General features: G+C 60.6%; 18 protein-coding genes. 15 read left to right on the forward strand and 3 right to left on the reverse strand.

The genetic code is table 11. The features are described 5' to 3' along the window. Positions 1 to 34 precede the first annotated feature (34 nt). From pyrG to C3F12_05925, 13 genes are all read left to right on the forward strand, one after another. Positions 35 to 1,642 (forward strand): CTP synthetase, encoded by a 1,608-nt coding sequence (gene pyrG / locus C3F12_05865; GenBank protein PWB47491.1) that lies wholly within the window; start codon positions 35 to 37, stop codon positions 1,640 to 1,642. A 38-nt stretch (positions 1,643 to 1,680) separates the two neighbouring features. Then, complete coding sequence (locus tag C3F12_05870) at positions 1,681 to 2,079, forward strand: four helix bundle protein (protein PWB47614.1); 399 nt, start codon at positions 1,681 to 1,683, stop codon at positions 2,077 to 2,079. Next, positions 2,076 to 2,924: a 3-deoxy-8-phosphooctulonate synthase gene (locus C3F12_05875; protein PWB47492.1), complete on the forward strand. Its 849-nt coding sequence runs from the start codon at positions 2,076 to 2,078 to the stop codon at positions 2,922 to 2,924. The genes C3F12_05870 and C3F12_05875 overlap by 4 nt, the downstream gene beginning before the upstream one ends. A 125-nt stretch (positions 2,925 to 3,049) precedes the next feature. After that, entirely contained in the window at positions 3,050 to 4,876 is a 1,827-nt protein-coding gene (locus C3F12_05880; protein PWB47493.1) for a hypothetical protein, read from the forward strand. Between the two features lie 7 nt (positions 4,877 to 4,883). Then, complete coding sequence (locus C3F12_05885; GenBank protein PWB47494.1) at positions 4,884 to 5,921, forward strand: hypothetical protein; 1,038 nt, start codon at positions 4,884 to 4,886, stop codon at positions 5,919 to 5,921. A gap of 64 nt (positions 5,922 to 5,985) precedes the next feature. Further along, positions 5,986 to 7,134: a hypothetical protein gene (locus C3F12_05890; protein PWB47495.1), complete on the forward strand. Its 1,149-nt coding sequence runs from the start codon at positions 5,986 to 5,988 to the stop codon at positions 7,132 to 7,134. Then, positions 7,131 to 8,345: a hypothetical protein gene (locus tag C3F12_05895; protein PWB47496.1), complete on the forward strand. Its 1,215-nt coding sequence runs from the start codon at positions 7,131 to 7,133 to the stop codon at positions 8,343 to 8,345. The genes C3F12_05890 and C3F12_05895 overlap by 4 nt, the downstream gene beginning before the upstream one ends. A 22-nt stretch (positions 8,346 to 8,367) precedes the next feature. Continuing rightward, on the forward strand, positions 8,368 to 9,450 hold the full coding sequence (locus tag C3F12_05900) for a hypothetical protein (protein PWB47497.1): 1,083 nt from the start codon (positions 8,368 to 8,370) through the stop codon (positions 9,448 to 9,450). Further along, a complete protein-coding gene (locus C3F12_05905; protein PWB47498.1) occupies positions 9,447 to 10,406 on the forward strand; it encodes a D-arabinose 5-phosphate isomerase in 960 nt (319 codons plus the stop codon). The genes C3F12_05900 and C3F12_05905 overlap by 4 nt, the downstream gene beginning before the upstream one ends. 177 nt (positions 10,407 to 10,583) lie before the next feature. After that, positions 10,584 to 12,236, forward strand: coding sequence for a hypothetical protein (locus tag C3F12_05910; protein PWB47499.1), 1,653 nt, complete (start codon positions 10,584 to 10,586; stop codon positions 12,234 to 12,236). Positions 12,237 to 12,250: 14 nt separating this feature from the next. Continuing rightward, positions 12,251 to 12,847: a phenylphosphate carboxylase subunit delta gene (locus tag C3F12_05915; GenBank protein ID PWB47500.1), complete on the forward strand. Its 597-nt coding sequence runs from the start codon at positions 12,251 to 12,253 to the stop codon at positions 12,845 to 12,847. A gap of 82 nt (positions 12,848 to 12,929) precedes the next feature. Continuing rightward, positions 12,930 to 14,087 carry a methionine adenosyltransferase gene (locus C3F12_05920; protein PWB47501.1) on the forward strand — a complete coding sequence of 386 codons (1,158 nt, stop codon included), beginning with the start codon at positions 12,930 to 12,932 and terminating at the stop codon, positions 14,085 to 14,087. Positions 14,088 to 14,210: 123 nt separating this feature from the next. Then, a complete protein-coding gene (locus C3F12_05925; GenBank protein ID PWB47502.1) occupies positions 14,211 to 15,467 on the forward strand; it encodes an adenosylhomocysteinase in 1,257 nt (418 codons plus the stop codon). Positions 15,468 to 15,623: 156 nt separating this feature from the next. Here the strand turns inward: C3F12_05925 and C3F12_05930 are convergent, their stop codons facing one another. Beyond that, entirely contained in the window at positions 15,624 to 16,025 is a 402-nt protein-coding gene (locus tag C3F12_05930) for a type II toxin-antitoxin system PemK/MazF family toxin (GenBank protein PWB47503.1), read from the reverse strand. On the opposite strand from C3F12_05930, the gene C3F12_05935 reads away from it, so the two are divergent. Further along, entirely contained in the window at positions 16,025 to 16,249 is a 225-nt protein-coding gene (locus C3F12_05935) for a hypothetical protein (protein ID PWB47504.1), read from the forward strand. The genes C3F12_05930 and C3F12_05935 overlap by 1 nt on opposite strands. Before the next feature lie 538 nt (positions 16,250 to 16,787). Next, positions 16,788 to 17,552, forward strand: a complete 765-nt coding sequence (locus C3F12_05940) for a hypothetical protein (GenBank protein PWB47505.1) — start codon at positions 16,788 to 16,790, stop codon at positions 17,550 to 17,552. 636 nt (positions 17,553 to 18,188) lie between these two features. On the opposite strand, the gene lptG is transcribed toward C3F12_05940, so the two are convergent. Further along, a complete protein-coding gene (lptG, locus tag C3F12_05945) occupies positions 18,189 to 19,262 on the reverse strand; it encodes an LPS export ABC transporter permease LptG (protein ID PWB47506.1) in 1,074 nt (357 codons plus the stop codon). A 38-nt stretch (positions 19,263 to 19,300) separates the two neighbouring features. Beyond that, positions 19,301 to 20,575, reverse strand: a complete 1,275-nt coding sequence (locus tag C3F12_05950; protein ID PWB47507.1) for a hypothetical protein — start codon at positions 20,573 to 20,575, stop codon at positions 19,301 to 19,303. Positions 20,576 to 20,589: the final 14 nt, after the last annotated feature.

Genomic DNA, 20,589 nt, shown 5'->3' on the forward strand with positions numbered 1-20,589 from the left:
CATACCCCACACCCTCAGTTCTTAGAGGACATTGATGGCGACAAAGTTCATCTTTGTGACCGGTGGCGTTCTGTCATCGCTCGGCAAGGGATTGGCCTCCGCCTCTATCGGGTGTTTGTTGGAAAGCCGCGGCGTAAAGGTCACCATCCTCAAGTGCGATCCCTACATCAACGTCGATCCCGGGACCATGAATCCCTTCCAGCATGGGGAGGTGTTTGTGACCGATGACGGCGCCGAGACCGATCTCGACCTGGGCCATTACGAGCGGTTTACCGACCATGTGATGGCCAGGTGGAACAATGTGACTGCGGGTCAGATCTATCATTCAGTCATCACGAAGGAGCGGCGCGGCGACTACCTGGGCGCTACGGTCCAGGTCATCCCGCATATCACCGATGAAATCAAGCGCGCGATCCACCGGGTTGCTGCAGGCGTGGATGTCGTGATCGTTGAGGTCGGCGGAACGGTCGGCGATATCGAGAGCCTCCCATTCCTCGAGGCAATACGACAGTTCAGGAGCGACGTCGGGCGCGAGAATGTCCTGTATATCCACCTGACCCTGGTGCCATATATTGCGCCGGCCGGCGAACTGAAGTCGAAGCCGACCCAGCACAGCGTGAAGGAGCTGCTGCAGATCGGGATCCAGCCGGATATCCTGCTGTGCCGGACGGATCGAATGCTCCCCAAGGACCTCAAGGCCAAGGTGGCGCTGTTCTGCAACGTTTCGGAAAAGGCGGTCATCACCGCAAAGGATGTGAGCAGCATCTATGAGGTCCCGTTGGTCCTGCGCAGTGAAGGGTTGGATGCCATTATCGCCGAGATGCTCGGCCTGCCGCAGGCTGAGGCCGATCTGAGCGCCTGGGAGACCATCGTTCGAAGGGTGAAGGCATCGACGACCGATGTGACGATTGCGGTGGTCGGGAAATACCTCGAGCTCAAGGACTCGTACAAGAGCCTGACCGAGGCCATCGTGCACGGCGGCATTGCCAACGACTGCCGGGTCCATATCAAAGCGGTCGATGCCGAGACGGTGGCGCGTGACGGAGTAAAAGAGCACCTGCACGATGCGGCCGGCATCCTGGTTCCTGGAGGCTTTGGAAGTCGGGGGGTTGAGGGGAAGATTGCGGCCATCGCCTTTGCCCGCGAGGAGCGTATTCCCTTCTTCGGTATCTGCCTCGGGATGCAGTGCGCGGTCATCGAGTTCGCCCGGCACGTGTGCGGCCTGCAGGGCGCCAACAGCCGCGAGTTTGATCCGAACTCAGCTTATCCGGTCATTGATCTCATGCCTGAGCAGCGGGGCCTGACCAGCCTGGGAGGCACCATGCGGCTGGGGGCGTACCCGTGTCGTATCGTTGTGCCGTCCATAGCCCACCAGGCCTATGGGCTCACTGAGATCAGCGAACGCCACCGCCATCGCTATGAGGTCAACAACGACTATCGGGAGATCCTGGAGCGCCACGGCATGCGGCTGAGCGGTTTTTCTCCGGACAACATGCTTGTAGAGATGATCGAGCTTCCGGATCACCCATGGTTTGTCGGCGGCCAATTCCACCCGGAGTTTCAATCAGGCCCCAAGCGACCCCATCCGCTGTTCCGTGAGTTCATCAAGGCCTCATTACAACGGCAGGAAAACGGGGTATAGGGCTTAGGGTATGGGGTATAGGGCTTAGGGTCGCAGTGCTGAACAGCTTTAAGGAGTTGACGGTCTGGCAAAATGCGTATCGCCTGGCGCTTGAAGTGTACCGGATCACCTGCGCATTTCCCTCTTCAGAACAATACGGATTGGCTTCCCAGATGAAGCGAGCGAGTGTATCAATCCCGTCAAACATTGCAGAGGGATACAAGCGTCAGTCTCGAAAAGAGTACCTGCAGTTCCTGTCGATCGCCAGTGGTTCCGCGGGGGAGTTGGAAACACAATTGCTTCTCTCAGGGGACTTAGGGTTCCTCGATATTGAAGACTTTCAAAGAGTGTCAAAACTATCTGAAGAGGTTTCAAAAGGGCTGGGCAATCTGATCAAAGCCCTGAAATCCCCTCGTTCCCCAAACCCCAAACCCCAAACCCCAAACCCTCCGAAATGACAAGAGAAGTGCGGATTGGAGACCTCACGCTGGGCGGCGGTCATCCTCTTATGCTGGCGGCCGGCCCGTGCGTGATCGAAAGCGAGGATCACCTGCTCCGGGTCGGCGAGGCGATCAAGGCGATCTGTGAGGCGTGCGGGGTTCCCTTTATCCTCAAATCCTCCTACGATAAGGCCAATCGGTCGTCGGTCCGCTCGTTTCGTGGTCCCGGCCTGGACGAGGGATTACGCATCCTGGAGCGGGTGAAGGCGAAGCTGGACGTACCCGTACTCTCCGATGTCCACGAGGTCCGTCAGGTATCGGCGGCGGCGCAGGTGCTGGACATGCTGCAGATCCCGGCCTTCTTGTGTCGACAGACCGACCTGCTTGTGGCTGCGGCACAATCCGGCAGGCCGGTCAATGTCAAGAAGGGACAGTTTCTCTCGCCCTGGGAGGCCGGCAATATCATCGACAAACTCCGGTCCGCCGGCTCGGAGGCGATCGTCCTGACGGAGCGGGGCAGTAGCTTCGGCTATAACAACCTGGTGGTGGACATCCGTGCGCTTCCGATCCTGCGCAGTTTCGGCTATCCGGTCCTGTTTGATGTGACGCATAGCGTGCAACTGCCGGGCGGCGCAGGCGATGCCTCGGGAGGGCAGGCGGACTTCATCCCGTACCTGGCCAGGGCGGCCGTCGCGGCAGGGATCGATGGGCTCTTCATGGAGGTCCATCCCGACCCTGCTCAGGCGCCGAGCGACGGTCCCGCCATGCTCCGACTGAATGCGCTTTCGGGACTGCTGAAGCAGTTGCTGGAGGTTCAGCAGGCGGTAGCGCCATACGTGAACAGTAAGGAGGGTCTGGGGTAGAGGGTTTAGGGTATAGGGAAAGAAGTTTCGCCGACTGTCTCCTGGATTTCCACCCTCTTTTCTTTTTCAAACCCTACACCCCAAACCCCAAACCCCAAACCCCAAACCCACGTAGTGTGAAAATAATGCAAACGCCTCTGCAACAGTTCCTGCGCGTGCTCCGGTGCGCCGCCCCCTACCGGCCACGGGTGATTCTTGCCGTCGTCTGTCTGATCCTCATCGCCGTCCTCAATGCGGTCTCCATCGGTTCGCTCCAGCCGATCTTCGACGGTCTCTTCGCCGCGGAAGGAGCGGGATCGGGGATCAGCCTTCCGGATCCGGTCAGGGTCCTGCTTGGCGAGCATCTGGTCCGTTTCCAGGCGTTGTTGCAGGCGCATCGGATCAGTATTCTGACCTTCATCGGCGGGGCCCTCTTCTTCGTCTTTCTGGCGAAAGGCACGCTGATCTACATCCAACAACTGCAACTGCGGTACGTGGCCGAGGGGATCGAGCGGGATATCCGAAACGCGCTGTACGCGCATCTGCACACGCTCTCCCTCGATTTTTTTACCCGGCGCTCGACGGGCGAGATCATGTCGCGCCTCAACTCGGATGTCGAACGGCTCGGCGACGCCTCAACCGAGCTGTTCCGCAATGCCCTCAGGGAGCCGTTCAACATCATCGGGCTGGTCGTCTTACTGTTTCTGATCAAGTGGCAACTCGCGCTGCTGTCGTTGCTCGTGTTGCCGATAGCGCTTCTGCCGATCGTGAAGTTCGGTTCAAAGATTCGGCGCCGGGGAACCATAGTCCAGGAGGGGCGCGCCGAGCTCAACACCATCCTGCAGGAAACGATTGCCGGCGTCAGGATTGTGAAGGCCTTCGGCATGGAAGAGTATGAGCGAGACCGGTATCGGCATGCCAGCGAGCAGCTTTTCAGGGCCGGCATGCGGATTGCCAAGGTTGATGCGCTGACCTCGCCCGTCCTTGAGGTCCTCGGCTCCGTCGGCATCGTGATCGCGATCTGGGTCGGAGGCTATCTCGTCTTCTCCAACAGTTTGACCCCCGGGGCGTTTATGGCGTTCCTTGGCGCGCTGGCGTCCCTCTATCAACCGGTGAAGCGGATCAGCCAGATCAACAACAACATCCAGCGCGGTATGGCCGGCGCCGCGCGGGTCTTCGAGATCATGGACCTCCGCTCTGATGTGACCGAGCGCGCCGACGCCGCCGCACTCGGTCGGATGCAGGAGGGGATTCGGTTCGAGAACGTGTCCTTTGCCTATGGACCGGACCGGAGTGTGCTGCGCGGTATCAGTCTTTCGGCCAAGCTGGGGGAGATCGTCGCGATTGTAGGCTCCAGTGGAGCCGGCAAGAGCACGTTGGTCAACCTGATCCCGCGCTTCTACGACCCGACCGCAGGTCTCATCGCCATCGATGGGATCGATATCCGACAGGCCGCGCTGTCGTCGTTGCGCGCACAGATGGGGATCGTCACCCAGGAGACGATTCTGTTTGACGACACCATCTTCAACAATATCGCCTATGGACAACGCGACGTGGCGGCCGACCTCGTTGTCGAGGCGGCCCGGATCGCCAATGCGGAGGAGTTTATTGAGGCCCTCCCGGCGCGATATGAGACCAGGATCGGCGAGCGGGGGGTGCGGCTGTCCGGGGGCGAGAAACAGCGGATCGCCATTGCGAGGGCGGTTCTGAAGAACCCGCCCATCCTGATCCTGGACGAGGCGACGTCGGCCCTCGATGCCGAGTCGGAGCGGCTGGTCCAGGAGGCGCTGGACCGGCTGATGCGGGACCGGACGACCTTTGTGATTGCGCATCGGCTGTCCACCGTCATTCGAGCCGACAGGATCCTGGTGCTGGACGGCGGATCCTGTGTCGAGCAGGGAACGCACTCGGAGCTGATGGCGCACGGCGGGGTCTATCGCCGGCTCTACACGACGCAGCTCGCCGGGACGTGAGACCACGATGGCCGAACTCACCGCGACGATCATCACCCACAACGAGGAACACACGATCCGGGCGTGCCTGGAGAGCGTGGCGTGGGCGAAGGAGATCGTAGTCGTAGACTCCGGCAGTTCCGATCGTACCCTGGAGATCTGTCGAGGCTACACCGACAAGGTCGTCATCAACCCGTGGGTCGGGTTTATCGAGCAGAAGAATTTCGCCGTTTCACTGGCCACGTATGATTGGATTCTGAATATCGATGCCGATGAACGGGTACCCGAAGAGCTTCGCCGGGCTATCGAGCGGGAGCTGTGCGCGCCCCGTTATGACGGGTACCGGATGGCCCGCCGGAACTACTTCCTGGGGCGGTGGATGCGGCACGGGGGATGGTACCCCGATCGCGTCCTTCGGCTGTTTGACCGGCGTAAAGGGCGATTCGGAGGTATCAATCCTCATGCCTGCCTGGTCATGCCGAACGGGGCCGTCGGCTCTCTCGACGGCGATCTCATTCACCTCACCTATCGGGATGTCTCGCAGTATATCCGGAAACAGGATGCGTATACCGGGACCTCGGTAGAGGAACGGGCGAGAACCCGCCGATCCGGACCAGTCGGCCGCGCAGAGCTGATGCTGCGGCCGCTGGTCAAGTTCGTGCAGGTCTATCTGCTGAAACGGGGCTTCCTCGACGGGATGCAGGGATTGATCGCGGCCCTGGGCGCCGCCTATTTTAATTTCGTCAAATATACAAAGATGCGAGCGTTAGGACACGATGCACCGTTGAATAATCATCTCGTTAACCCGATCAGCGAATATCTGCGTAGAATGGATCGTGATTCGACCATCGCGGAGGCGGCGCTGGAACAAGAGGGGAGACGCACGGGTCCTCTCGACCTTCTGGTGCGTCCTCTCTTCACCTTTCTTCAGGCCTGTCTGCGGCGGGGAGACATCCTGGAGGGCCGCCGGGGGTTGACGATGGCCGGTCTTCATGCCGGCTCCACGTTCGCCGCGTACGCCAAACTCTGGGAGCGACACCGGTTGAATCGGGAAGTAGAATGGTGACCGTCCTCGCATCGAGCGTCTGTACCGGTGCGGTGGGAGTGGTCGAGGAGCGTGATGAGGTCGGATGAGAGTCGCGTTGGTCAGGCACAGTTGTCAGATCGGGGGCGGTGCGGAGCAGTCCGTCGCGTATCTGGCGCGTGAGCTGGGCAGGCGAGGTCACGAGGTCCATCTGTTCGCCCACGATATCGCAGAGATCGGTCTGGATGGGATCGTCTTCCATCGGGTACCGGTCATGCGAGGGGCATCGCTCTTCAAGGTTCTCAGCTTCGCGTTCTACGCCGCCTCTCTGTTGAAGAAGGAGTCGTTTGACATTGTCCACAGTTTTGAGCGGACCCTCTATCACGATCTCTATCGTGCGGGGGACGGTTGCCATGAGGAGTGGTTGTTGAGCCGCCACCGGGCATTTCCGAGCCGTCGGCCTCTGGATGCGGTCAGCCCCCGCCACCGCGCCATCCTCGCCATGCAGCGGCGGATCTTTTCATCGGACTGTTCCAGACGGGTCATTGCGAATTCCTGGAAGACCAAGCGCGAGATCGCCCGCCACTATGACTACCCGGAGGATCGCATTGTTGTCGTCTATAATGGGGTTGATCTGGAACGCTTTCACCCGCGCAACAGGGAACGGTTGCGTGAGCCCACACGCGCCGCCCTCGGTCTCGCGCCGGATGACCTGGTCCTGCTGTTTGTCGGATCGGGCTTCGAACGGAAGGGGCTGGGCTTTTGCTTGAATGGAATCGCCCGGGCGCTCTCCGGACACCCACGGATCCCCATCAGGCTTATTGTGGCCGGAAAGGGGAATCCTCGGCCCTACCTGGCGCAGGCTCAGGCCCTCGACCTGCATGAGCGGATCAGCTTTGTCGGCGCCTGGACACAGATAGAGGAGCTGTATGCGGCGGCCGACGCCTTCATCCTGCCGACCCTCTACGATTCCTTCGCAAATGTGACGCTCGAGGCGGCAGCGGCCGGCCTGCCGATCCTTACCACTTTTCAGAATGGTGCGTCGGAGGTGCTCGAAGACGGGCGGAGCGGACTGCTGGTCGGCAGCCCGACGGACGCGTCGGAACTCGGCGGCAAGATCCAGGGACTGTTCGATGCGGACAACCGGCGCAGGCTGGGGTGGGCGGCGCGCGAGTTGGCCGTCCAGTTTCCCGTCGATCGGTATGCCCGGGAGACGATGCAGGTGTATCGCGCGATCCTGGACGAGAAGTCATGACGGTCAGGACGATGACACGCGACGAGGCGATCGCCGGGCGGGCCAACTATCCCGATCTGGTGTTTATGCTCGGCCTGAGCCTCATGATTCTGTTCCTGCCGCTGTCCGAGGCGCTCAAGAATGTCGGATATGCCGTGGCCCTGACGGGATGGATCGTCAAACGGGTCGTCGCCCGCGATTGCTCGATACGCATGACCTCGTTCGGATGCGTTCTGTGCCTGTATCTCGCGGCATCGCTGCTCAGCGCCGCGTTGGCCGTCGATCAACGGGAGGGGCTCCGTGGGGTATGGGATGTCCTCCGTCCGCTGTCGCTGTTCGTGATGATGGTCAACGATGTGCAGACCCTCCCGAAGATCCGCCTGTGTCTCCTGCTCTTTGTGGTGTCCACCGCGATCGGCGTCGCCTGGGGCCTCTTCGACAACCTGAGCGGCAACCACGTTCGGTTAGAGATCAGATCGCTCGGCTATCCGAACCATACTGCGACCTACCTGGCGATGATGCTGGCCCTGTTGATCAGCCTGTTGCTGCTGATGGAATGGTCCGCTCGAGTCAAGATGCTGGTCTGGACCGTCGCCGGCGCGACGGCGCTGGCGCTCTTCCTGACCTATTCGAGAGGGGGATGGATCGCCTTTGCGGCCTGCCTGCTGTTCCTGTCGATTTCGCTCAGGCAATGGAAACCGATCGTCGCCGTCGCCCTGCTCGTAACGATGATCCTGGTCGGCCTTCAGGCGACGGGGAGGCTCTGGACCAGGCAGATCACCATGCTGGCTCACCTTGACCAGGATGACAGCGCATTAGAGCGATTGCGCATGTGGCGCGGCTCGATCCTCAGTCTGAAGGACCGTCCGATCCTCGGCATCGGCCCGCGGAATTTCAAACACCTCGATCGTGAGCGGTACGATCTGCCCCCCCTTGACCACGCCCATAGCCTGTTTTTTACCGTATTGGCGGAGCGGGGTCTCCTGGGGTTTCTGGCCCTTCTGGCGGTGTTAGCCAGTTATCTGTATGAAGCGATCAGGTTGAGGCCGTCACGGGAGGGGCTCAACATGGCCCTGCGGCATGCCGCGATCGGCAGTCTCATTACCCTCGTAACGGCCGGGACGGTCAATACGACCCTTCGCGGGGAGGTCGCGATTGCGCTCTGCGCATTCATGGCGCTGGCGCTGGCGGCCGCGAAGGGGACACCATCGGTCGGCGAGGATCGATCGTAACGCCGATCGGGACAGGAGCCGGATGACGATGGTCAGCGGTTGGACGCCGAAGCGGGTGCTGGTCATCAAGCTTCGGTATCTTGGGGATGTGCTGTTAAGTACGCCGGTGCTGGCGGCGCTCAGGGCGGCATGCCCTGAGGTCCGGCTCTCGATGCTGATCAACCCGGGTACCGAGGCCGTGATCGCGGAGAATCCGGATCTGAATGAGGTGCTGATTGTCGAGCGGAGCGGATCGCCGCTGTGCCAGCTTCGATTCGTTGCGGGTTTGCGTCGGCGCCGGTTTGATCTTGTCGTGGATCTGACGGATGGGGACCGGGCGGCGATCCTGAGTCGGCTGACCGGAGCCGCCGTCAGGGTCGGCTTCAATCGGCGCGATCGGTGGCGAGGCCGACTGTACACCCACCTGGTTCCGGTGCGGCAGCAGCCGATCCCGATGGTTCGCCAGCACCTGATGGCCCTTGAGGCGGTGGGGATTCCGGCAGCGCCGTCGCCTCCCGTACTCAAGGTCCGGGCTGTCGATGAGACGGCGGCGACAGCCGCCCTTACCGCCGTCCGGATCGCGCCCACTGAACCCTTCGTAGCGCTGCATCCGGGCGCTCGGTGGTGGTTCAAGAGTTGGCCGGCCGATCGGTTTGCGGCGGTGATCGACTATATCCAGGGGAAGTTGGGACTCAAGGTGGCGCTGCTGGGCGGCGATCAAGAGCAGGCAGTGGCGAAGGTCATTGGTGAACATGTCGAAACCGGCTGCCGGTCGCTGGTCGGACGTCTGACGGTGCTGGAGCTGGCCGCGCTGCTGCGCCGCGCCGCCCTCTTTGTCGGGAACGACAGCGGACCGATGCATATCGCGGCGGCGATGGGGACGCCCGTCATCGGGCTGTTTGGGCCGTCCGACCCGAGGGTCTGGGGACCGGCCGGTCAGGGTCACGCCGTCTTCTACAGGGGGATCGATTGTCGACCCTGCTTTCCGGGCGGGTGTCAACGGGGGGAGCAGAACTGTATGCGTCTGATCACGCTTGACGAGGTGATTCCGGCGGTCGAGCGGATGCTCGCACAACCGTATCGGTGCGACGGTGAACAGGCACCGACGTGCAAGGAGAGATCATGATTGCCGATCGTGGGCGGCGGGTCCTGCAGATCGAGGCTGAGGCGATTTTGGCCCTGATCCCGAGGCTGGATGAACGGTTTGATCGGGCCGTTGAGATTCTCCGTGACTGTCGGGGCCGGGTCGTCTTGACCGGCATGGGTAAGTCCGGCTCGGTGGCCCAGAAGATTGCCTCGACCCTGGCCAGCACCGGCACGCCGGCATTTTTTCTCCACCCCGCCGAAGGGGGGCATGGCGATCTGGGGATGCTGGTTCGCGGCGATGTTGTGTTGGCGATTTCAAACAGCGGTGAAACGGACGAGCTGGTCGGCTTGCTTCCTGCCATCAAACGGCTTGGTCTCGCGCTGATCGCGCTGGTAGGCGATCCCGCATCCACCCTCGCCAGACAGAGCGATGTCGTCATCGACGTCGGCGTGGCGCACGAGGCCTGCGCGCTTCAGTTGGCGCCCACTGCCAGCACCACGGCAGCGCTGGCGATGGGGGATGCCATCGCGGTGGCGCTGCTCGAACAGCGCGGTTTTACCGAGGCGGACTTTGCCCTCCTGCATCCGGCCGGCAGCCTGGGACGGCGACTGCTATGGCGCGTGCGGGACCTGATGCATAGCGGCGAGCACGTTCCCATCATCAGGCAGGATGCGCTGATGCGCGACGCGCTTGTCGAGATTTCGCGGAAGCGGCTTGGGATGACCGCCGTGGTGGACGAGGCCGGGGTACTCATCGGGATCATCACCGACGGCGACCTTCGACGGGCGCTCCAGAAAGGGGTCGATCTGCTGCTGCGTTCGGTTAAGGCGTGTATGACGCCGAACCCTAAGACCATCGATCAGGACGCCTTGGCGGCCGCGGCATTGGAGGTCATGGAGCGGTACGCCATCACCTCGTTACTGATTGTCGATTCTGCGGGGAAGCCGGAGGGGGCGCTTCATCTGCACGACCTTTTGCGCGCCGGGGTGGCATGAGAAGAGCGTGTGACCTATATGGTTCATGGTGTGGCCGGCAGGTGACTCCGCTTAATCTCGCCGTACATCCGTGTACGGCTCGAATCGGCGCCGGCAGGCTGCGCTGTCCATGCTTCGCCTGCCGTCGACGACGCGTCATCACCCGCCGCCACACCTTTCGCGGCGCACTGGGGTAATATGACAGGGTGTTGGGGGTTGGGTGTTGGGGGTTGGGTGCGTCTGTCGCGTCTGCTGGAAAAAGAGTGGCTGGTCCTGAGCCTGCTGCTTGCGTGGGCCCTGTTTGTGTACTACTGGCATCTCGGGACGCCGCTCAGGGGCGACGAGGGGATGTATGCGGCCATCGCGCGACGAATGGTTAGAACCGGAGACTGGCTTCAGCTTATCTATGAAGGGCGTCCCTATTATAACAAACCGCCATTGCATTTCTGGCTCATGGCGCTGTCGCTCGTGGTATGGGGGCCGACCGAGTTCGCTGTTCGATTTCCGTCGGCGACCTTCGGTATCGCCATGGTTCTCCTCGCGTATGTGGGCGGACGGTCGCTGTTTGGCCGACGGGTTGCGGCTATCGCCGCGCTCATCACCACCTCCACGCTATCCGCCGTCTGGCATGCCCATCAGGCCCGATTCGACGTCGAGATGGCCTTTTGGATGAATCTTGGGTTTTTTCTCTGCTACCTGGCCTACCGACGCGGCGGGCGTCGACTCGGCTATTTCTGTGCAGCCTTCGTGGCGATGGCGGTGGCCGTGATGTTGAAGGGACTTGTGGGGATCATACTGCCTGGAGTCGCCGCCTTAGCCTTCGTCGTCATCACGCGACGATTCAAGATCTTTGCGGAGATCCCCCAGCTATTGATCGGCCTGGCGATCTTTCTGCTTGTAACGGTACCCTACTATCTGAGTCTGGGCGATACGTTCAACCGACATTTCTTTGTCGATGAGAATCTGAACCGTATTGTCCATGCGCCGAATTCTCAGTTTTTCTACCTTGGGATGATCTTTACCGGTTTTTTCCCCTGGAGCCTGTTCCTGCCCTGTGTCGTCCTGTATCTGTGGAGATCGCGCGCCCGTCCGCTCGATGAAGCGGACCTGCTGCTCCGCGTCTGGTTCATCGGATTTTTCGTACTCCTGAGCCTGCCTGCCGGCAAGGCCGAGCGATTTCTCGTGTATCTGGTCCCGCCCTTCACCCTATTGACGGCCCGGTATTGGGATCACCTCTTTCGGCATGCCGATACGCTGTCGCAGACGGAAGGCCGGCTGCTGAGAGCCGCCGCCCTTCTTCTGGGCCTGGTGGGCGTGCTCGGCTTGTGGATCGGTCCCCGGCTGATTCAAATGCGATTTCTTCTGCCCGTAGATTTCTGGCCGGTTCCCCTTCTGACACTTTCAGGTATCGGATGCGCGGCCCTCCTGTACACCGCGTGCAGACATCGGCCGCAGGCGATCTTTTTCAGCGTCATGACGGTTGCCGTTGCGATGACCATCGGTCTTGTGCAGTCCTTTTATCCGGCGCTTGCCAGATATGAATCGGCCAAGACGATTGCCCAGCAGGTCCGTGCGGTTGTCGGTGATTCCCCGCTGGTGATCTATCATCCGGGCCGGTCGCTGGGCGAGGACATTCTGTATTACCTGGATCGACCGTCGCCGGTCCCGCAACTCGGGAGTCCGGATGAGATCTATGCGGCCTTTCAGGCTGAGCAGCCGATCTTCGGTCTGCTGAGCAAGAGCGGTCTTGAGGAGCTTGAACGCCGAGGCAACCTCCCGCTCATGGTGCTTGCGGGCCATTCATACCGCCAACGAGACTTTGTTCTGGTCAAGAACCGTGTGCGACTGTAGCAGAAAGGATGCGTATGTCGATTGACCCTCAACTGGAAGCAAAGGCGAAGGCCATACGTCTGCTGATCATGGACGTAGACGGCGTCCTGACCGATGGCCGGATCTATTACAACGCCGACGGGGTACAGAGTCAGGCCTTCTTCGTTCGGGACGGCTTCGGGTTTCGCATGGCGCGGGAGGTCGGGTTACTGACGGCGATTCTGACCGGACGGGTGTCCGGGGCGGTGATTCAGCGCGCGCAGGAGTTGGGGATCACCGAGGTTCACCAGGGGGCCATGAACAAGCTCGATGTGTACGAGACGCTCGTTCAGCGCTACGGTCTGACCGATAACGCGGTGGCCTATGTCGGTGACGATGTGAACGATCTGCCGGTGCTCGGTCGGGTCGGTCTTTCCGCGGCGCCGGCCGATGCCGACCCGGAGGTCAAAGCGCGGGTCGCGTACGTCACCACGCAGGCGGGGGGTCGCGGTGCGGTCCGGGAGGTGATCGATCTGATCCTGAAGGCGCAGGGTCGATGGGAGGAGTTCATTGAAGGGCGGTGGGCGACGGCCGAGAGGGAGCGGCCGGGCGACGGCTTTTTCTTGACAAGCGACAGGGGTATGTTACAGTGACGCGTCTAGGGTGGGGTGGTGTGCAGTCGCCTTGCCGTCGAAGCAATAGAGCAGACGCATTGAAGAGGAGGAGGATCGATTGATGCCCAAGTCGTATCTCTTTACGTCGGAATCGGTGACGGAGGGTCACCCCGACAAAATCGCCGACCAGATCTCTGACGCCGTCCTTGACGCCATCTTTGCCCAGGATCCCTACGGCCGCGTTGCGTGCGAAACCCTGGTGACGACCGGCTTGGCCTTCGTGGCCGGTGAGATCAGCACCAAGTGTTATGTCGATATCCCGAGGGTCGTCCGCGAAACCATCAGGGACGTCGGCTATACGAGGGCCAAATACGGCTTTGATTATGAAACCTGCGCCGTGATCACCTCCATTCAGGAGCAGTCGGCCGACATTGCGTTGGGGGTGGATATCCAGGGGGCCGGGGACCAGGGGCTCATGTTCGGCTACGCCAGCGACGAGACCCCCGAGCTGATGCCGATGCCGATTATGCTGGCCCACAAGTTGGTCCGGCGATTGGCCGAGGTCCGGCGCACCGAGATCCTGGACTATCTTCGGCCTGACGGCAAATCGCAGGTGACGGTCGAATACCTGAACGGCAGACCGAGTCGAATCGATACGGTGGTGATCTCCGCTCAGCACAGCCCGGATGTGTCGCTCAAGCAGATCAGGGAAGATATCGTAGAACAGGTGATCCTTCCGGTCCTCCCCACCGACCTGGTCGATCCGGAGCGGATCCAATACCACATCAATCCGACCGGCCGCTTCGTGACCGGCGGGCCGCACGGCGACACGGGGCTGACCGGCCGGAAACTCATCGCAGATACCTACGGCGGGGTCGGGAGTCACGGGGGCGGCGCCTTTTCCGGGAAGGATCCGACGAAGGTGGACCGATCCGCATCGTATAACGCCAGGTATATTGCGAAGAACTTCGTGGCGGCGGGCTTGGCCAGAAAATGCGAGGTCCAACTGGCCTACGCCATCGGTGTCGCCGATCCGGTCTCCGTGCTGGTGGATACGAAGGGGACCGGGACCATTCCGGATGAGGAGATGATGAGGATGGTCCGCACCCACTTCGAGCTGACGCCGGCCGGGATGATCAAGGCGCTCGATCTCCGACGCCCGATCTACAAGCAGACCGCGGTCTATGGTCACTTCGGCCGCACAGAGCCCGAGTTCACCTGGGAACGGACCGACAAGGCCGAGGCGCTCAGACAAGAGGCCGGCCGGTTAGGGGCATAGTTACTGGGTGCAGGGGGTGGGGGTAGGGTTATAAACAGAGGGTGTAGGGTAGAGGATCCGTGGTTGTGTTCCAAACCCTAGACCCCATACCCTAGACCCTGTGCCCTTATCGGAGGAGGTGCCGTGGACTACGACGTCAAAGATTTAGGATTTGCGGATAAGGGGCTCCTGCGGATTGAATGGGCGCGAGGGTCGATGTCGGTCCTCCGGATGATTGAGGAGCGGTTCGCCAAAGAGCAGCCGCTGCGCGGTATACGGGTGTCGGCGTGCCTGCACGTCACGTCCGAGACGGCGAACTTGGCCCGCGCGCTCAAGGCCGGCGGGGCGGATGTACGGATCTGCGCCTCGAACCCTCTGAGCACGCAGGACGACGTGGCGGCCGCGTTGGTGCGCCACTTCGACATCCCGGTCTTTGCCATCAAGGGGGAGGACCGGAATACGTATTACCAGCACATTGCCGGCGCGATTGCGCACCGGCCGCAGGTCACCATGGACGACGGGGCGGATACGATCTCGGTCCTGCATGCCGATCGCAAGGACCTGCTTCCGGATGTGATCGCCGGGACGGAAGAGACGACGACGGGGGTGATCCGGCTCCGGAGCATGGAGCGCGACGGCGTCCTGGCCTACCCGATCATCGCCGTCAACGATGCCGACACGAAGCACCTCTTTGACAACCGGTATGGAACGGGCCAGAGCACTATCGACGGCATCCTGCGGGCGACCAACCTGCTGCTGGCCGGACGGCGCCTTGTTGTCTGCGGCTACGGCTGGTGCGGGAGGGGTGTGGCGATGCGGGCGCGCGGGATGGGCGCCAATGTGGTCGTCACCGAGGTCGATCCGCTGAAGGCCCTGGAGGCGGTGATGGACGGCTTCTCGGTGGTGCCGCTTGACGAGGCGGCCAAAACCGGCGACATCTTCGTCACGCTGACCGGTAACCTGCACGTGATCCGTGAGGAGCACTTCCAGCTTATGAAGGACGGTGCTGTCGTCTGCAATTCCGGCCACTTTAATGTGGAGATCGATCTGGAGGCGCTGGAGCGGGTCGCCAAAGAGCGGCGGCCGATCCGGGATTTCGTCGAGGAGTATGCGATGCCCGATGGGCGACGGATTATCGTCCTTGGCGAAGGGCGTCTGATCAATCTGGCGGCGGCCGAGGGGCATCCGGCCAGCGTTATGGATATGAGCTTTGCGAATCAGGCGCTCTCAGCCGAGTATGTGGTGAAACGGCAGGGACAGCTTGAAAAGCGGGTCTACGGCGTCCCGAAAGAGATCGATCTGCAGATCGCAGCGTTGAAGCTGGCCTCGATGGACGTTCGGATCGATACCCTCACCCCCGAGCAGCGCCAGTACCTCGAATCGTGGAACATGGGGACGTAAAGGCGGAAGGCGTGAGGGGTAAGGCGTTAGGCGTGAAACGGGAGGCGATTACATACAGTTTTCAGTTGTGAGTGTTTAGTGTTCAGTTGCTGGAAGACAACAAGGGCCAGGGAGGAGCCGCCTCTCTGGTCCTTTTCTTATCTCGAACATCCTCCGCTATCGCGGCACAATGCCAATGGCGATTTGAATGGCCTGTTCGATCTCCCGCATGAGTGACGGGCTGATCGTGCCGGCGAACGGACCGCGTAGGAGAAGCGCCTTATCCAGCGTGGTGACCTGTTCACACTTGGCCATGGAGGTTTCTTGGAGACCTCCCTCTCCGGCAGGGATGTCCACATGGGTGGGCGCCGGACGGTGCGTTGTCGAGAGCGGGACGACAATGACGTCGTTGGCGAGACGGTTGCGCGGGTCCATCGAGACAATGAGGGCGGGCCGCGCCTTCGGATCGGACGGATGCCCTGGCAGTCTGACCAGATAGACCTCCCCGCGTCGAGGAAATGCCATCGAAGCTATTGATCCCACAGGTCCTGAGCCGACTCCGCGGCTATTTGGGACCATTGCCGATCTTCTGTGCGCTCGTCTTCGGACAGGGACCGGTAATACTGTTCGACCCGATCTTCGAGTTCTCGTCGCGTGTGATCACGCAGCCACTGGCGCAAAGCCTCTTCGACCAGTTGACTGCGAGAGCCGGCATCGGGAGCGCTCAGGATGGCATCCAGTTGGCGGACGACATCGGCACTGATCGTGACGGTGACCTTAGACTTAGAAGCGTGTGCGGTTAGGGTACGCATATTATACCTCCAACAATGCTTATTATCGATAAGATGATATAATAGCCTAAGTGGACGGTCAAGAGGAAAACCTTGGTACGCTGAAAAAGTGATGATAATGCCGTACTATCCGTATGTTCGCCCGGCAATGAGAAGGGCAAAGCGTAAAGTATTTCGTAAAGGCGTCGGCATACTTAACAACGATCAATTTCCGGCCAGATCGTTGCTAACCCGCTAATTCTATTGAATATCCCATAAGGTAGTCCCTGTTCATTCTCACTGCGCGTGTCAGACATCTTTACGATTGCCTGAGATGAATGACCCACACTCACACCATACTACGTCCAGCGCTAAAGGGAATTGAGCGAAAATATCCCTTACAATTAAATAGTTATGTGATATAGCGCAAATAGTGTTCTTTAGCATTGTCTGTCGGCGCGATTTTTGCTTGGAGCACAGTCGTGAGAGAACCGAGGCTGGATCGGCTGGAAGCGCCGCAAGACAGGGGAGAAGGCTGAGGGTAGGGACTGAACACTTAACACTGCCCAGGATGGAAGGGGGAGATGCAATGATGGTCCGAGGGAAACGTGCGATCGTCGCGTCGATGCTGTCCGCCGCCGTCGCGTTGGCAGCTCTATCAGGTCCTTTGTCCAAAGCCGAGGCCGTCACATATAATCTTGCGGCCGACTGGAGTGACAGCAGTAACCCAAACGGCCCATGGTCTTATCGTGATGGGGCCGGAGCTATCACCACCCATCAGGACAACTGGTCTACATTCGCAACACCGCAGCCGGCATGGGCAGCGGCAGCAACGGGGTCCGGGCACATCGTGTCGTGGTTCAAGAGCGTCAATACCACGTCTGACTTCGTTTCAGGGGATGTAATCACCCACACCTGGGACAGCGGGAGTGGGCTACCCGATAGGGCGCCGAGCTGGTTGATGTGGACCAGCCCCTTCAATGCAGAGATCGATATCACCGGCGACGTGTGGCTCGCACGGCATAATGAGCGAAACGCCGGCTTCAGCCTGTTCGTCAACGGGGTAGCCACGTCCATCGGCAATTCATCACTATCTGACACGAACCGGAATAGTCGAGACGTGTTTTCTCTCAGTAACCTTCTGATACCACAGGGCAACACGGTCGCGCTTCGGTTTGACACGGTCGGTACGTCCGGCGAGTTCGTCGGTGTCAATCTCAACATCGATGCTACCCCGGTCCCTGAGCCGGCGACGCTCCTGCTGCTCGGCTCCGGCCTGGCCGGTCTGGGCTGGTTCGGCCGCAAGCGGCGCAAGGACCACGACCGGGAGGCGTGAGGTGTATAGATGCAGCGACTAGTACCTGATTGGATTAATACCCGTGGCGTCATTCCCGCAGTCTTTAAGCGGGAATCCATTGATTTGACTGGATACCCGCTTTCGCGGGTATGACGGATTTCATACGCTAACTTTCCTAATCGAGCACTAGTGCCCTGAGTCAGACGTTCGATGAAGAGGTCGGCGGTCTATGTATCGTCATTGCCCAGAAAGTCTCCCGCGTCATTGCGAGGCGCAGCCGAAGCAATCTCACAGTCGTTCGGGGCAACTACGGTGAGAGTGCCGCGCTCCCGTTGGTTGCTCGCAATGACCAGCCAGTGACGGGATGGTCTCGCAACACACTGTCATCCCCTTGGACGCCCCGGCGGCGCATGCGGTATTCCCGCGAAGCTTGTCCCCGCAGGCTTGAAGCGGGGAGCGGGAATCCGGAACTCCCGGTATTTCCTGGATTCCGGCTCGCGCCCGCGATGCGGGCTTGGCCGGAATGACGTCTGGAAATATGCAACGAATTTCAGACACGTGACACTAGTGTGAAGTGTTGAGCGGTGAGTATTTGAGGTCAGTGTTGGTGCGCTGAGTAAGCGCGACGACGAGACGACGAGGGCCGGGGAGGAGATCCTTCCCGGCCCTTCCTATTCAGCTCTTCGTCGTCAGGATGGAGCCGAGGCCGGCGGCGGTAAAGAGGAGGTTGGGAAGCCAGGCTGCAGCCAGCGGCGGCAGGACGTCGCCGCGTCCTAACGAGACGCTGAACGAATTCAGGATCGAGTACGCGACGGCGACCACCACGCAGGCGCCCGTCCAGGCCATGACGCCGCGCTTACCGGTATGCAGTGCGAAGGCGATCCCGATCAGCGCCATCACAAAATTGGTAAAGGCCGCAGCGCCCTTGGCCGCCAGGTCGACCTGGTACCGTATGGAGTTGACGCCGGTCTTGGCCAGCCGTTCGATGTACTCCCGAAGCTCCCCGGAGGTCATCTCCTCGGCCTCGCGTACCACCTGGGCGAGATCTGTCGGCTTCTCTTCGAGATACAGCGTAAGGGAGGTGAACGGATCGACCTGAAACCGTCCATCCGGTCTGGTCCGGGAGATTCCGCCGTCTCGTAGCTGCCATTGGCCGTCCTGCCATCTCGCCTCCCTGGCGTCGATCCGTCTTGCCAGTCGGAAATCCGGGGTCAGTTCGAACAGGGTCAGCCCTCGGACGGTACCCGAGACGGGCTCCAGCAGCGAGATGTGCAGAAACCGGTTATCCTTGGCCCGGTACCAGATGTCGTTGTGCTTGGTCCGCTGGAAGGGGGAGACCTTCTGGACCTTGACGCGATACGCATCCAGTGCACGCTCGTTCATTCGAGGGATGATCGATTCGCCAAGCATCAGAGCCGTCACGCTTACCACAAAACCGAGGACCAGGAGCGGAACCACGATCCGGAAGGCGCTAAGATGACCCATCTTCATCGCGAGCAGTTCATTGTTTCGAGCCATTCGTCCAAGACTGAACAGGGCGGCGAGCAGCACCGCTATCGGCATGACCTGGAAGCCGAACCAGGGTAGCCTGTGGAGGTAATATTCGATGATGACCGTCCCGGATACGTCAAGGAAACGGGATAGACGGTCGAACAGATCCACAATGGCGGAGAGGGCAAGAAAAACCGCTAGCGAGAAGACGAAGATGGTCAGAAACTCCTTCGCAAGGTAACGATCCAGGATACGCATGGCAGCTATCGCCTCGCCGTCAGCTATCGACGCTCAACTCACCGGTTATTGCCAAAAACTGACCACTTAAAGCTGAAAACTGTTTTTACGATCGATTGCAGCCTGGCCGGCAGCACCAACTCCCGACCCTCCGCCAACACCAGGCTGACGGCGATCACGCCCAAGGTGAGGTTTGGAAACCATATGCCGATGGCGGGCTGGATTCGCCCGCGTGACCCGAGGCTTTCGCCGGTCGCGAGGAGGATATAGTAAAACACGGCGAAGGCAACGCTCAGGGCGAGACTGACACCGCGGCTGGCCTTCTTGAGGCGAATGGCGAGCGGGGCGCCGATCAGGCTGAGGATAAGGCAGGCAATCGGGAGTGCAAACTTCTTGTGTAGTTCGACCTGCAGCGGCCACACCTTTCCCCCGTCCTTGGTCAGCCGCGCAATTTCTGTACGCAACTCTGAAAGGTTGAGCTCCTTGCTCTGCCTGACCCGCGCGACCGTCCCGGCGATGGAGTTGCCGCTGAGGATCTGAAGATCATAGGTTGCAAAATCAAGATTTCGGTATCGAGAGAGATCGTCGCGAGAGGCGATCTGGAGCGTCCCCTTTGATAGTTGCAGTCCGGTCGACGCCTCTACATCGTCGTTTTTGCCGAGCAATTTGCCCTCCTGCGCAATGATCAAATGCTGTTCGGCCTGATTGCGCTGATCGATGACCAGGATACCGTGAAACGTCCCGTTCTGTTTGTCCGAGCGATCGACATAGATGGCCAGTCCCGGGTACCCGGTATTGAAGATCCCCTCCTCCAGCGCCGTAAGTATGTGCGTATGGGAAAGCTGATGCGTCAACGTTTTGAAGGCCCGTGTGCTGCTCGGCTGCACCAGCGTGCTGATCCACAGCGTAGCCAGTGTCGCCGCGACACCGAAGAGAACCCCGGGCGCCATCAGGCGGTATAAACTGAGGCCGCTGGTTTTGAGGACAATCGTCTCCCCTTCTGACGAGAGGCGTCCATAGGTGGCCAAGACAGCCAACAACACCGACATCGGGACCGTGACCGTCAGGGAAAATGGGAGGACGTAGAGGACGAGACGAAGGACAACGCCAACGGGCGCCCCTTTATTGATGATCAGATCCATGAGGCGCATCATCTGATCCATCAACAGGACAAAGGTAAAGGTTGCCAGCCCAAGCATGAAAGAGACGACCATCTCCCGCAACAGGTGCCGGTCGATGAGGCAGAAGGGGCGCAACCGTCCGGTGAACCCGGCTGTCCCATCGAAACCAGGGGTGGAGTGCGGCGTGCGCGGCATGCGGTGCGGCGGTTGCATCTTACAAATTGTAG

Source organism: Candidatus Methylomirabilota bacterium, assembly GCA_003104975.1.
GTDB lineage: Bacteria > Methylomirabilota > Methylomirabilia > Methylomirabilales > Methylomirabilaceae > Methylomirabilis.